Annotated in this window: 13 protein-coding genes and 1 pseudogene; 9 read left to right on the top strand and 5 right to left on the bottom strand. The window is 68.3% G+C overall.

Annotation, left to right across the window (positions count from 1 at the left end; genetic code table 11):
• The 4 genes and pseudogenes from LJE69_RS07475 to LJE69_RS07460 form a co-directional block, all read left to right on the top strand.
• Positions 1 to 240, top strand: a pseudogene (locus LJE69_RS07475) (hypothetical protein); the annotation flags it as partial.
• An 84-nt stretch (positions 241 to 324) separates the two neighbouring features.
• Positions 325 to 1,029 (top strand): hypothetical protein, encoded by a 705-nt coding sequence (locus LJE69_RS07470; protein ID WP_296923442.1) that lies wholly within the window; start codon positions 325 to 327, stop codon positions 1,027 to 1,029.
• Complete coding sequence (locus tag LJE69_RS07465; RefSeq protein ID WP_296923439.1) at positions 1,026 to 1,448, top strand: nuclear transport factor 2 family protein; 423 nt, start codon at positions 1,026 to 1,028, stop codon at positions 1,446 to 1,448. The genes LJE69_RS07470 and LJE69_RS07465 overlap by 4 nt, the downstream gene beginning before the upstream one ends.
• A gap of 29 nt (positions 1,449 to 1,477) precedes the next feature.
• Positions 1,478 to 2,905, top strand: coding sequence for a MiaB/RimO family radical SAM methylthiotransferase (locus LJE69_RS07460; RefSeq protein WP_296923436.1), 1,428 nt, complete (start codon positions 1,478 to 1,480; stop codon positions 2,903 to 2,905).
• A gap of 142 nt (positions 2,906 to 3,047) precedes the next feature.
• On the opposite strand, the gene LJE69_RS07455 is transcribed toward LJE69_RS07460, so the two are convergent.
• Positions 3,048 to 3,626, bottom strand: coding sequence for a hypothetical protein (locus LJE69_RS07455; protein ID WP_296923433.1), 579 nt, complete (start codon positions 3,624 to 3,626; stop codon positions 3,048 to 3,050).
• A gap of 244 nt (positions 3,627 to 3,870) precedes the next feature.
• On the opposite strand from LJE69_RS07455, the gene LJE69_RS07450 reads away from it, so the two are divergent.
• Positions 3,871 to 4,290 carry an OsmC family protein gene (locus LJE69_RS07450; protein ID WP_296923430.1) on the top strand — a complete coding sequence of 140 codons (420 nt, stop codon included), beginning with the start codon at positions 3,871 to 3,873 and terminating at the stop codon, positions 4,288 to 4,290.
• Positions 4,291 to 4,423: 133 nt separating this feature from the next.
• On the opposite strand, the gene LJE69_RS07445 is transcribed toward LJE69_RS07450, so the two are convergent.
• The 4 genes from LJE69_RS07445 to cmoA all read right to left on the bottom strand — a co-directional run bounded on the left by LJE69_RS07445 (position 4,424) and on the right by cmoA (position 7,518).
• Positions 4,424 to 5,074 carry a CDGSH iron-sulfur domain-containing protein gene (locus LJE69_RS07445; protein ID WP_296923427.1) on the bottom strand — a complete coding sequence of 217 codons (651 nt, stop codon included), beginning with the start codon at positions 5,072 to 5,074 and terminating at the stop codon, positions 4,424 to 4,426.
• Positions 5,075 to 5,205: 131 nt separating this feature from the next.
• Positions 5,206 to 5,658 carry a DUF302 domain-containing protein gene (locus LJE69_RS07440; protein ID WP_296923424.1) on the bottom strand — a complete coding sequence of 151 codons (453 nt, stop codon included), beginning with the start codon at positions 5,656 to 5,658 and terminating at the stop codon, positions 5,206 to 5,208.
• 112 nt (positions 5,659 to 5,770) lie between these two features.
• Entirely contained in the window at positions 5,771 to 6,823 is a 1,053-nt protein-coding gene (gene cmoB / locus LJE69_RS07435; RefSeq protein ID WP_296923421.1) for a tRNA 5-methoxyuridine(34)/uridine 5-oxyacetic acid(34) synthase CmoB, read from the bottom strand.
• On the bottom strand, positions 6,790 to 7,518 hold the full coding sequence (gene cmoA, locus LJE69_RS07430) for a carboxy-S-adenosyl-L-methionine synthase CmoA (RefSeq protein ID WP_296923418.1): 729 nt from the start codon (positions 7,516 to 7,518) through the stop codon (positions 6,790 to 6,792). Before cmoA ends, cmoB begins: the two co-directional genes overlap by 34 nt.
• Positions 7,519 to 7,660: 142 nt before the next feature.
• On the opposite strand from cmoA, the gene ppk1 reads away from it, so the two are divergent.
• The 4 genes from ppk1 to LJE69_RS07410 all read left to right on the top strand — a co-directional run bounded on the left by ppk1 (position 7,661) and on the right by LJE69_RS07410 (position 11,747).
• Entirely contained in the window at positions 7,661 to 9,880 is a 2,220-nt protein-coding gene (ppk1, locus tag LJE69_RS07425) for a polyphosphate kinase 1 (RefSeq protein ID WP_296923415.1), read from the top strand.
• A 6-nt stretch (positions 9,881 to 9,886) separates the two neighbouring features.
• Positions 9,887 to 10,060 (top strand): DUF4160 domain-containing protein, encoded by a 174-nt coding sequence (locus LJE69_RS07420; protein WP_296923412.1) that lies wholly within the window; start codon positions 9,887 to 9,889, stop codon positions 10,058 to 10,060.
• A gap of 71 nt (positions 10,061 to 10,131) precedes the next feature.
• Positions 10,132 to 10,449 (top strand): DUF2442 domain-containing protein, encoded by a 318-nt coding sequence (locus tag LJE69_RS07415; RefSeq protein WP_296923408.1) that lies wholly within the window; start codon positions 10,132 to 10,134, stop codon positions 10,447 to 10,449.
• A 413-nt stretch (positions 10,450 to 10,862) separates the two neighbouring features.
• Positions 10,863 to 11,747 (top strand): hypothetical protein, encoded by an 885-nt coding sequence (locus tag LJE69_RS07410; protein ID WP_296923405.1) that lies wholly within the window; start codon positions 10,863 to 10,865, stop codon positions 11,745 to 11,747.
• The last annotated feature ends 231 nt before the right edge of the window (positions 11,748 to 11,978 follow it).

Raw genomic sequence — 11,978 nt, 5'->3', positions numbered from 1 at the left:
GCAGGCGGCGACGATGCGGAAGAGTGCGCGGTCTGCTACCTGCAGATCCGCATCGCCGACCAGTTGCCAGGCGTGGGCGCAGCACGCCTGTGCCGCGACATGGACGCCTGGGGCTATTCCTTCCGGCTCGGCTCCGCCTGGACCTGGTACCGGCACGACGCTGCCGACGCCCGTTCGCTGCTCATCGACTGGGGCCTGCTGACGCCCGACGGCACGCCCACCTGGCGCTGCCGCCGCTGACGCGAAGCACCTATACTCGCGATCTCGCGCCACCGCGCGACATGCTGCCATCGCGACTTGCTGCCACCATAAGGAGCTCCAACGATGAAATCTGCCCGGATACCCCGCACCGTTATCGGCGGCTGCGGCCTGCTGCTGGCCGCCGCCGCATTCGCCGGTGACTGGACGCCCTCGGCGGCACCCGCGATACCAGGCGGTGCACCCGCCACCGCCCTACCCGATCAGCCCTTCCCGCAGCCACCGTCGTCGGAGATGCCGCGGCTGCCGCCGGGTGCCGAGCCGCCGGCGGGGCCGTTCGGGATGGCCGGCGGCGCCGAGCCGCCGGAGTACGATCCCGAAACCGGCCGGACGTCGTTCGACGTCAGCGGCCTCAGGCTCACCCAGAGCCGCAATGACGACGCCTATCTGCTGGACATCGAGCTGCGCGGCCTGCCCGCGGAGCAGGTGCAGGTGCGCCCCGCGGGCGGCGGCCTGCTGCTGGTGGTGCAGCGCGCGGCCGAGACGAGCCGGACGGAGCGCTTCGGCAATGGCTACGGCTACCAGCGCAGCTGGGGCTACTCCAGCGGCCAGAGCGTGAAGCGTCTGCCGGCGCCGCCGGATGCGGACGTGCTCGCCATGCAGCGCGAGGATACCGCCGACGCCGTGCACATCAGCATCCCGCGGCGCGCCGACCTGTCGGGCTACGGGGCCGAGGTGCTACCGGCGCAGCCCGCGCCGGGCGGCATGCCTCCCACCATCCCCCAGTCCCAGCGGCCCCAATCCGAGCAGCAACGGAGCCAGCAGCCATGAGCACCTCCGTCGAGACCGCGCCGTTCGAGAGTCCGCAAGCGGCCGAGGACGCCTTCTACGATGCGCTGGAAGAGCGCAACGTGGACCTGATGGCCCGCGTCTGGGACGACGCGCCCGACATCGCCTGCATGCTGCCGATGCAGCCCTTCGCGCACGGGGTGCAAGTGCGCAACATGATGCGCGAATTGCTCCGCAGCAACGTGCCCCTGGACATCCGGGTGACCCACATCCGCTGGGTGGACCTCGGTGACGTCGCCATCCACTACGCCGAAGAGCACAACAACGCCGCCAAGCTGCCGCCGGGCGCCCCCGGCATCCTCGCCACCAACGTCTACCGCCGCCGCGGAGATGCGGGCTGGACCATGATCCTGCACCAGAACTCCCCGCCGCCGCCGAGCGGCCCGCCGCCGCGGCGCTGAGCGCTGTCTGGCCGCCCTCGCCCTTCGCCATGCCCACCGCTTCTCCCCTGCGCGTGCAGTTGCAGACCCTCGGCTGCCGCCTCAACGAGGCGGAGCTGGAGGCCTGGGCACGGCAGTTCCGCCGCCGCGGCTGCCGTATCGCGGGCGCCGGCGAGCCCGCCGACCTGCTGGTGGTCAACACCTGTGCAGTCACCGCCGAGGCGGTGCGCAAGTCCCGCAAGCTGCTGCGGCGCCTGAAGCGCGAGCACCCGGGCGCGCGGCTGGTGGTGAGCGGCTGCGCCGCGTCGCTGGATGCCGCGAACCTCGGCGACGCGCGGATCGACCTCGTCGTGGACAACGCGGACAAGGACCGGCTGGTGGACATCGCCGCACAAGCCCTGGCGCTGCCCGAGCCCGAGGCATCGGATGCGCACATGGATGCCGCCGAGGCGCTGTTCGCCCGCGGCCGCCAGCGCGCCTTCGTCAAGGTGCAGGATGGCTGCCGCTACCAGTGCACCTTCTGCGTGACCACCGTCGCGCGCGGCGCCGAGCGTAGCCGGCCGCTGCACGAGATCATCTCGGAGATCAATGCGGTGGCGGGCAACCAGTCCGGGATCGAATCCGGGATCGGGGCGGGAATCGGCGCGCAGGAGATCATCCTCACCGGCGTCCAGCTCGGCGGCTACGGACGCGACCTGGCCGCGGCGCCGGCACCCGACCTCACCAGGCTCATCGCTGCCGTGCTGCGCGAGACCGACGTGCCCCGCATCCGCCTCGGCTCGGTGGAGCCCTGGGACCTGCCAGACGGCTTCTGGTGCCTGTTCGAGAATCCGCGGCTGATGCCGCACCTGCACCTCCCGCTGCAGAGCGGTGCCGATACGGTGCTGCGGCGCATGGCGCGGCGCTGCCGCACGGACGAGTTCCGCGGGCTCGTGCACGCCGCCCGCGCGGCCATCCCGGACTTCAACGTCAGCACCGATGTCATCGTCGGCTTCCCGGGCGAGACCGACGCCGAATGGCGGCAGACCATGGACTTCGTCGCGTCCATCGGCTTCGGCCAGTTGCACATCTTTCCGTACTCACGGCGGGCCGGCACCCGCGCCGCGGCGCTGCCGGACCAGGTGCCGGAGCCCGTCAAGCGCGCCCGCGCCCGGCAACTGCACGAGTTGGACGCGGTGCTGCGGGCGGAAGCCCTCGGCGCGCTGGTGGGCCGCAGTCTGCCCATATTGATCGAGGGCGAGAACGCGGACGCGCTCGGCCGCTACGCCGCCGGCTTCACGCCGAGCTACCTGCCGGTGCGACTGCGGCATGCGCCGGCCGACGCCGTCGGCCACATCGTCGCGGCCCGCCTGCTGGCGCCGAGCGGCGACGGCACCGCGCTCGAGGCCCGTATCGACACGGCCGCCGAGGCCGCGCCCGCTGTCCACGCCCGGCGCAGCACAGCGCCAGAATCCCGGTCCGCCACGCAGAACTCATGAAGCAAGAGCCGCGAAGGTCGGGCTGAGGAACGAAGCCCGACATGGCGCTCGGAGCAACCGCCCGACCGTCGAGCCTCCTGCGTCGGCCCGACCTACGACAGCCGTGCGCTGCAAGGCCGCAAGAGGTCGCCTTCACATCCTCTCAATACCCGCTCTGCATGGCCGCGGTCTGCTGCGCCTCCAGCTTGTCCGCGATGTAGGTCAGCGCCAGCCCCGTCTCCCGGGTCCAGCTCAACTCCAGGTGCCAGCCGGCGCCGGTCTGCCAGACGTGTACCGCCCGGCCCTCACCGCGGCGAATGGAGATCTGCTTGCGGCCCGGCGTGTGTGCATAGCCAGGGAAGCTGCTCTGATCCTCCCCGTCACCGTACTTCTCACGCAGCAGACGGTAGAGGTCGTCGTAGTGCAGTTGAGAGGCGATGCGATAGTCCCGCAGCACCTTGTAGATCATCCCCCGCCAGGCGAGCACATAGTCCCGATCCTGGCCCTCGTAGTAGACGAGTGCCACGCGCTCGCCCTCGTCCTGACGAAGCGCCGGGGGCATCCGCTGCGCCAGTGCATTGACGTCGCCGCCCAGGCAATAGCGGTTGAAGACCAGCTTCAGGCACTGCTGCTGGGCGTGGCCAGCGGCGGGCACCAGCAGCGCCAACAGCAGCAGGGCGTAGCGTGACAGCCAGCGGCGCAACGGGTTGGGTCTGAGTCCTTGGGGCCGCTGACGGATCATCGCTACCTACTGCCGTGGTTGCCAAGACGGCGGAAGGATAGCGCATCACCGGCCGCCCCATGACCGCTCCCGACGCTCCGGAGCCGCCCGATGCCCCATCCGGAACCTTTGCGGCTATTGACGAAGCGCAGGCTGGCCCGCCCGCCGGCGCTTGACGACAGCGGCGGCTATCGGCTGAATCGCGCCTGCGGCAACGCAAGCTCGACCAACCACAACGCGATCAACCACCCAGGGAGCATCCGACATGCCTTCAGTGAAGTCTCAGCACGCGGGCGACATGGTCTTCGAGACACAGGTGGGGGACTACAAGATCCTCAACGATGTCCCACCGACCCCCGAGTGGGGCGGCAAGGGCCGGCACCCCACCCCGCCGGACTACTTCGTCGCATCCCTGTCTTCCTGCATCGCCGCCTTCGTGCAGCAGTACTGCGAGCGCAACGACATCGACGCCACCGGCATGTACGTGGAGGTCCACTACGAGAAGGCCACCGACCCCGCCCACCTGAAGGAGCTCACGGTGGACGTTCACCTACCCAACGCGGACGTTGGCAAGCGCGCCGAGGCCATCCGGCGCGTGTCCGGCCACTGCACGGTGCACGAGACCATCTGCAAAATGGCGGGGCTACCCATCAGCATCCATGACAGAACAGGGGCTAGGGACTAGTACCCCGTTTCAGCCCGACACCGGCCGTTCTGGAGGCGCTTCCGCGTCGGGCCTCCTTGCGTCGGCCCGACCTACACGCTGCCCAAGCGCGCGGCATGCCGGCGCAATCCATGGGCGGCTTCGGGTCTCGCCGTCAACTGTCGCTGAAGCCCGCGTCCTTGTGGGAGCCGTCGCAGAAGGGCTTGTTCTTGGAGTGCCCGCAGCGGCACAGGAAGGCCTTTTCGCCCTGCCAGGCGACACGTCCGCTGGCGGCGCGGATGCTGAGGTTCCCTTCCACCATCAGCGGCCCGTTGGGCACCCGCCTGACCTTGAGCGGGCCGCCCGTGGCGTTGAGCCCGGGGCCCGTCTCGCCGACAGCGCCGAAGTCCTCGAAGCCTGACTTGAGGTGGCTGTTGTCGCAGAACGGCTTGTTGCCCGACGCCCCGCAGCGGCAGAGCGCGGCGCGACAGCGCGTGCCCGCCATATCGGCGGCGGCATCGGCGATGTCGAGGTCGCCGGTGAGGTAGAGCGGGCCGTTGTAGACGACGCTCACGGTATTGGCTGGCGGCGCATGTTCCGGCTCGCCGGTCTTGTCGGTGTAGCTCAGCGCGCCGCTCGGGCAGCGCTCGCAGACGGCGCGCACGTCCGCCTTGGTCACCTCATCCGGCACGCACCAGGGATCGCGGCCGGCCTCGAACAGGCTGTTGGCGGCATACCCGCACTCGCCGATGTGGATGCACAGGCGCTCGTCCCAGTGCACGTCGATGTCACTGCCGGGATAGTCGTAGATCGGCTTGTCGCTCATGGTGGACTCCGGATTGACGCTTGAATCTGAAGCTGCTGAATCGGGTGAATCGGGCTCTCGCACGGCGGTGACCCGAGCCGCGAGAGAGTATGGGGGCGGTTGTCGCAGGATCGGATGCCTTGCGGACTGCGCTACTGCGCAACCACAGCATCCGCCAGCCCCTTCAGCGTTTCCTTCAGTTCCTCCACCACCGGACAATCCGTTGCGCCGTGCCGCTTGGCCAGGAAGGCCGGGTCGTTGTAGCCGAGCCAGACCTCGCCCTGGGCGTCTTCCCACACCAGCGCCTTGAGCGGCAGATCGATCCCGACCGCCTGTTCACACTGCATGAAGACCGTGCCGCTCTCCGGATTGCCAAAGATGAGCAACTCCGTGGGCCGCAGCGCCTTCCCCACCTGCTTGGCGGCGGCGGCATGGTCAATGCGGGCGAACACGGTGAGGCCGCGGTCTTCGACTTGCTGCACGAGCCGATCCATGGTCACCGGCACGCTGTACGGACTTTCTAGCTCCACCATGCCCTCGCCGGCCCATGCAGAGGCGAGCACAACCGAAAGCACGAGCAAGGCAAGGGGCTTGGCGAGGCGCATGGGCTGATTCTCCTGGGGCTGAGAAGGTCCGCAGGACCGCGGCTGATGAGATGCAGTTTCCCCACTCCGTACCCTGCTTCCCGAGGATTCTAGCGGATCGGGGCGGCAACGCTCAGGCCACGGGGCGCTCCGCCAGCAAGACCGCGCGCGTGGGCGCCGGATGGCCTTCCAGGGTCCGGCTGGAGTCCGCCGGGTCCAGGCACTGCGCCAGCGACTCGAAGCGCATCCACGCGGTGCTGCGCTGCTCGGCAGCGGTGGTGCGGGTGATGTCGACGACGCGGATGTTGCGAAAGCCCGCCGCGGCCACCCAGTCCTCGAGCACCGCGATGCCGGGGACGGCGTGGACGTTGCGCATGCGGGCGTAGCGGCCGGTTGGGCGCAGCACCGCGTCAGGCGCAGCGTCCAGCACGAGGGTCTCCAGCACCAGCTCGCCGCCTGGGCGCAGCGCCCGATGCAGCACGGCGAGATGCGCGGCGGCGTCGCGGCGGTGGTAGAGCACGCCCATCGACAGCACGGTGTCGAAGGCACCCGCGGGCGCGCCGCCGGCCAGGGGCAAGTCCGTGTCCGCCAGCGGCAGCACGGCGAGCCGCGGATCACCGATCAGCGTGTCCAAGGCCAAGAACTGCAACACGAAGCGCAGCGTCGGATCGATGCCGAGCACCAGCGCGGCGCCGGCGCCCAACGCCCGGTAGCCGTAGTAGCCGTTGCCACAGCCGACGTCGAGCACCAGCCGGCCGTGCAGGGGCGCGAGGTGCGGCGCGAGCCGCGCCCACTTGAGATCCGAGCGCCATTCGGCGTCGATCGTAACGCCATGCAGACAGAATGGACCCTTGCGCCACGGATGCAGCGCGTCCAGCGCGGCGTGCAGGGCGGCCCGGGTGTGCGCGTCGAGCGGCGTCCGCGGCGACACCCCGACGCAGGGCTGATCCAGCTCGACCGATGCCGGCGCGATGCGCGGCAGCGACGCGAGGGCATCCAGCCAGTCCGCGAGATCGCCGTGCCGCTCCGGGCGCAGGCGCTCGGCGGAGCGCCGGCGCAGGTGCTCCACCCAAGGAACCGACAGCCTGGCACCTAGCTGGACCAGGAACGGCTCAAACCGCCGGGCAATCACCGTCGTGGCACGCCCATCCCTCAGTGTGCCACCCAGCCGACGAAATTGAGGCATTGGAACCAGCGGTCGTAACTGAGGAACCCGGCGCGGCGCAGCCGCTGCTCGTGCGTCTCGATGTCGTCGGGAACCAGCACGGCCTCCAGCGCGGCACGCTTGCGAGCGATCTCCATCGCGCTGTAGCCCTGGGCGCGCTTGAAGTCCTGGTGCAGGCCGTCCATCAGGGCCTCGGTGTCCGCATCCGGCCACATGACCTTCTCCACCAGGATCAGCGCCCCGCCGCGCACCAGGCCACACCGCAGCCGCCGCAGAAGTTCCAGCCGATGTTCCGGCGGGATGAACTGGAGCGTCAGGTTCAGCACGACGAGGCCGGCATCGGCGATGGGAACCTCGCGGATATCCGCGCAGACGGGCTTGATGCGCCCCGCGGCCACCGGCTCCGCGAGGCGCTCCCGCAGGCCGTCCAGCATCGCCGGCGCGTCGTCCACGGCGATGATGCGCGCCTGCGGCAGCCGCGCGAGCAGAGCCGCGGATGTGGCGCCCAGCGAGCAGCCGAGGTCGTAGATCGGCCGGTCCGGTACCTGCACGCGCGCCGCCACCAGCCCCAGGGTGCGCAGCAGCTCCGGCCAGCCGGGCACGGAGCGCCGCAGCATGTCGGCGAACACCCGTGCCACCTGCGCATCGAACACGAAGTCCGTCGGCGGCTCGGCCCCGGCGAACAGTGCGTCTGTGGTCTCGGACTCGTTGCTCATGATCATGACTCGGTGGGGAGTGGAGGCAGCCCGGCGCGGCGATCGGCGCGGCCTTCACGAAACCGAGACAACGCCGCCCGCCGGCGTTGTTACCATACTTCGTTGGTCCCGCCAGCCCCAGCCCGACGAGAGCCATCACCAGATGAACGACATCGACCAGTCCGCCGCCCTCGACGAGGACACCGACATCACCGCCGTGGTCGCAGAGGCACCACCGCCGGAGACTCACGACCTCGACGACCCTGAGCTGTACCTGAACCGCGAGCTCACCTGGCTCGCCTTCAACCGCCGGGTGCTGCACGAGGCGGATGATCCGCGCACGCCGCTGCTGGAGCGCGTCAAGTTCCTGGCTATCGTCAATAACAATCTCGACGAATTCTTCATGAAGCGCGTCGGCGGGCTCAAGCAGCAGATCGCCGCCGGCGTGCACACGCCCTCCGTCGACGGCCGGACGCCCCTCCAGCAGCTGGCGGAGTCCCGCGCGGTGCTGGCGGAGATGCAGGCCGAGCAAGGGCGCATCTACCAGGCGCTGAAGGCAGAGCTGGAGCGGCACGACATCCGTCTCGTGACCATCGACGCCCTGCCCCAGGATGCCCGCGAGCGCCTGCGCGAGCAGTTCCGCACCGACATCTTCCCGATGATCACGCCCCTGGCGATGGACCCCGCGCACCCCTTCCCGTTCATCTCCAACCTGGCGCTGAACCTGCTGGTGACCCTGCGCTACCCGGGCGGCGGCGAGAGCTACATGGCGCGCGTCAAGGTGCCCATCAGCAAGGACATCAGCAAGCGGCTGATCCAGGTGGACGGCGTCAACACCTTCGTCACCCTGGAGGACCTCATCGTCAACAATCTCGACATGCTCTTCCCGGGCATGGAGATCGAGACCTGCGAGCTGTTCCGCGTCACCCGCAACGCCATCGTCGAGCCGGATGAAGAAGCCGCCAACGACCTGCTGGAGCTCATCGAGACGGAGCTGCGCGAGCGCCACTTCGCACCCATCGTGCGCCTCGAGGTGCAGGCCGGCATGGACCCGGTGCACCGCGGCATGCTCGCCGCCGAGCTCGGGCTCAATGAAGAGGAAGACGTCTACGAGGTCCGCGGCATGATGGCCAAGCGCGACCTGTTCGAGCTGGCCGGTCTGGACATCCCGGAGCTGCACGACAAGCCGCACCGCCCCGGCGACCATCCGCTGCTCGGCAACGACCGGCGCAACATCTTCCACATCATCCGCGAGTACGGCCCGCTGCTGCTTCAGCACCCCTACGAGTCCTTCTCCACCACCGTGGAGCGCTTCCTGGCCACCGCGGCGAAAGACCCGAAGGTGCTGGCCATCAAGATGACCCTCTACCGCACCTCCGGCGGTGCGGTGCTGGACTCGCTCATCACCGCGGCGCAGAACGGCAAGCAGGTGGCGGTGCTGGTGGAGCTGAAGGCGCGCTTCGACGAGGCCGCCAACATCGGCTGGGCGCGGCGGCTGGAGGCCGAGGGCATCCACGTCACCTATGGCGTCATGGGCCTCAAGACCCACAGCAAGCTGATCTTCGTGGTGCGCCGGGACTATTCGCAGCTGCGCCGCTATTACCACATCGGCACCGGCAACTACCACGGCGGCACCGCCAAGCTCTATACCGACCTCGGCATGCTCGGCTGCGACGAGGAGTTCGGCGCCGACCTCACCGAGCTGTTCAATTACCTGACCGGCTATTCACCACCGCCCAGCTACCGCAAGATCCTCGCCGCGCCCTATACCCTCAAGCGCGGCATCCTCGGCAAGATCGAGCGCGAGATCAGCATCCACGAGGAGCAAGGCGGCGGCCACATCCAGATGAAGATGAACGCGCTGGAGGACGCCGACATCGTCCGCGCGCTCTACAAGGCCACCCGCGCCGGCGTCAAGCTCGATCTCATCGTCCGCGACACCTGCCGCTTCCGCCCCGGCATCCCGGGCCTGAGCGACAGCGCCCGGGTCATCAGCATCGTCGGGCGCTTCCTGGAGCACGCCCGCATTCTGTACTTCAGAAACGGCGGCGACGAGGAATACTACATCGGCTCGGCGGACATGATGCGCCGCAACCTCGAGAGCCGCGTGGAGGTGCACGCCCCGGTGGAGAGCCCGGAGCTGCGCCAGGAGCTGAGGCTCATCCTCGACGTGCAGCTCGCCGACCAGCGCACCGCCTGGGACATGCAAGCGGACGGCACCTACATCCAGCGCATACCCGACGACGACAAGGCCAAGGGCGCCCAGGAGACGCTCATCGGCGTCGCCGAAAAGCGCCTCAGCGCGGCCGCCAAGCACAAGGAGAAGACGCTGCGCTCACGGCTGCTGAGTCATTTCGAGCATCGGTTGGCGGAGAAGGGTTGAGTTGCGATGCCGGAGATCACTCGGTTCTATGGGATCATCATTAAGCTTTTCTTTGGTGATCACCCGCCGCCGCATTTCCACGCCGTCTATGGCGAGTATGTGGCCCTGTTCAACATCGAGACGCTGGCAATGATTGAGGGTGATCTACCGCCGAGGGCACGGAAGCTCGTTGTCGAGTAGGCACAAGACTACCAGCAAGACCTTAAGCAAATGTGGGCAACCCAGCAGTTCAAAAAGCTGCCTCCGCTACAATGAACGCGAAACCTCCCAAAATAATCAGCGTTGCACCGCGCAACGGGCACATTCTCGAGGTGATGTTCGACAACGCCGTCTGCAAGCTTTACGATGTGCACCGCCTCACCGATCGCGAAGCCTTCGAGCCCCTCAGAAACCGGCATTTCTTCAGTAGCGTCTCCGTCGAGCCGGGTGGCTATGCGGTCTCGTGGGGGCCCGACATCGACATCAGCGAGCATGAGCTATGGGTGAATGGAGAAAAGCTATGCGCAAGTCCTTACACTGACGACGAGACGGGCATTCCGCTAACATCCGGAAGCAACACGCAGGACTGATGATGCCGGCGAGCGCGGTGCTTACGGAGTGATCGCCAGCCATCACCGCGCCCATGAGCTTCACCGCGTCCAGACTGCTGCTGGGACTGCAACTGGGACGAGGCCAGTCTGTTCCACTACGCCTACGCCTACGAGCGCCCCCCCACCGTCGCCGACCGCAGCCGGGCTGCGGACCACAGCCCAATTGACAAACGGTACGCACACGCCGCAGAACGCTACACGCGCGCCGACGAACGGCAGCCCCGGCCCCGCCCCGAAGCGTGACCGACTCCACAGGCCGAACACCGATTCAACGCACCGGCAGTGCAACGGCGGCAATTTGTGTGCACCGTCCCAACCCGTCCGGCACCGCTGGACCATCTTGACCCTCGCCACGCAGCCAATGACGACCCGATTGGGGGGGCGAGCGAGTCTTGAAGAATCAGCTGAATACAAACCTGTTTTCCGCGACGGTGTTTCCCGCGACGCTGTGCATCGTCGCGGCCGGTATCAGCGGCAGCTATGCCGCCCCGGCGGCAGCCGGCGCCGCGGCCCGGGCCGATCATCGCATCAGTGATCCCATCATTAGCGAGGTGAGCGTCGATCCGGTGGGCCAGGCCATCACCATCGTCGGCAGCGGCTTTAGCGCCCGCAGACACAACCTCTCCGTCAGCCTGGGCACCATCGGCGACATCACGGACCTCTGTATCGTCGATACCGTCTCGACACCACAGATGGTCCTGTGCGACTTCTCGCTCGACGGCCTGCCCGAAGACGGCGACTACCGCCTGACCGTCGCGACCAACCGCGGCGCCATGCAAGACGAATTCGACCTGACCATCGCCACCTTGGCGCTGCAAGGCCCGGAAGGACCGCAGGGTCCGCCGGGACCGCAAGGCGAGCCCGGCGCAGCGGGTCCCGCCGGCCCGCAGGGCGAGACTGGACCGCAAGGGCCGGCAGGCCCGCAAGGTGATGCCGGACCACAAGGACCCGCGGGTCCCCAAGGCGACATCGGGCCACAAGGTCCCGCCGGCGCACCCGGTATCTCAGGTTACGAGATCGTGGACATCAGCGCCGCGCCGCAGCTGGTCATGCCCGGCTTTCCGGCCTATGTGCAGGGCAGCTGCCCCGACGGCAAGCAGGTGTTGAGCGGCGGCTACTTCCTGATGCCGACAATGGGCTTCAGCGTGGATGCGACCGTCATCCAGAGCGGACCAATGGGGAGCGACACCTGGGGCGTGAGCATCATGGGATTGTCAGGCTCCGAGCCGACTCAGTTGGACGTGACCCTGACCCTGATCTGCGCATTCGTCGACTGATCCGGCTGAGAACGCGTCGCCGAACATCCGAGACCGTGAACGTATTGCTCGCAACGCCGAAATCGCGCGGACCGTACGTCGGGTTAGCGATAGCGTAACCCGACACTCAGCGGCTTACCGACGCCCATCGTCGGATTACGACGCTACGCCAACCCGACCTCCCAGAGCGGCTGCCCCGGGCGCGCCGGCGTGGGAGCGCCACTGCCTTTTGTGGCGCGACTTGTGGCGCGG

Source organism: Thiohalocapsa sp., assembly GCF_022340605.1.
Classification (GTDB): Bacteria; Pseudomonadota; Gammaproteobacteria; order Chromatiales; family Chromatiaceae; genus Thiohalocapsa.
Note: the sequence above shows the minus strand (reverse complement) of the source record. Positions and strands in the feature narration are given on the sequence as shown.

Bases quoted from the DNA above. Each gene is read 5' to 3' on its own strand.
- LJE69_RS07455 (WP_296923433.1), bottom strand. From the start codon at position 3,626: ATGATCCGTCAGCGGCCCCAAGGACTCAGACCCAACCCGTTGCGCCGC.
- cmoB (WP_296923421.1), bottom strand. From the start codon at position 6,823: ATGCCTCAATTTCGTCGGCTGGGTGGCACACTGAGGGATGGGCGTGCC.
- LJE69_RS07420 (WP_296923412.1), top strand. From the start codon at position 9,887: ATGCCGGAGATCACTCGGTTCTATGGGATCATCATTAAGCTTTTCTTT.
- LJE69_RS07415 (WP_296923408.1), top strand. From the start codon at position 10,132: ATGAACGCGAAACCTCCCAAAATAATCAGCGTTGCACCGCGCAACGGG.
- ppk1 (WP_296923415.1), top strand. From the start codon at position 7,661: ATGAACGACATCGACCAGTCCGCCGCCCTCGACGAGGACACCGACATC.
- LJE69_RS07460 (WP_296923436.1), top strand. From the start codon at position 1,478: ATGCCCACCGCTTCTCCCCTGCGCGTGCAGTTGCAGACCCTCGGCTGC.
- LJE69_RS07470 (WP_296923442.1), top strand. From the start codon at position 325: ATGAAATCTGCCCGGATACCCCGCACCGTTATCGGCGGCTGCGGCCTG.
- cmoA (WP_296923418.1), bottom strand. From the start codon at position 7,518: ATGAGCAACGAGTCCGAGACCACAGACGCACTGTTCGCCGGGGCCGAG.
- LJE69_RS07440 (WP_296923424.1), bottom strand. From the start codon at position 5,658: ATGCGCCTCGCCAAGCCCCTTGCCTTGCTCGTGCTTTCGGTTGTGCTC.
- LJE69_RS07445 (WP_296923427.1), bottom strand. From the start codon at position 5,074: ATGAGCGACAAGCCGATCTACGACTATCCCGGCAGTGACATCGACGTG.
- LJE69_RS07450 (WP_296923430.1), top strand. From the start codon at position 3,871: ATGCCTTCAGTGAAGTCTCAGCACGCGGGCGACATGGTCTTCGAGACA.
- LJE69_RS07465 (WP_296923439.1), top strand. From the start codon at position 1,026: ATGAGCACCTCCGTCGAGACCGCGCCGTTCGAGAGTCCGCAAGCGGCC.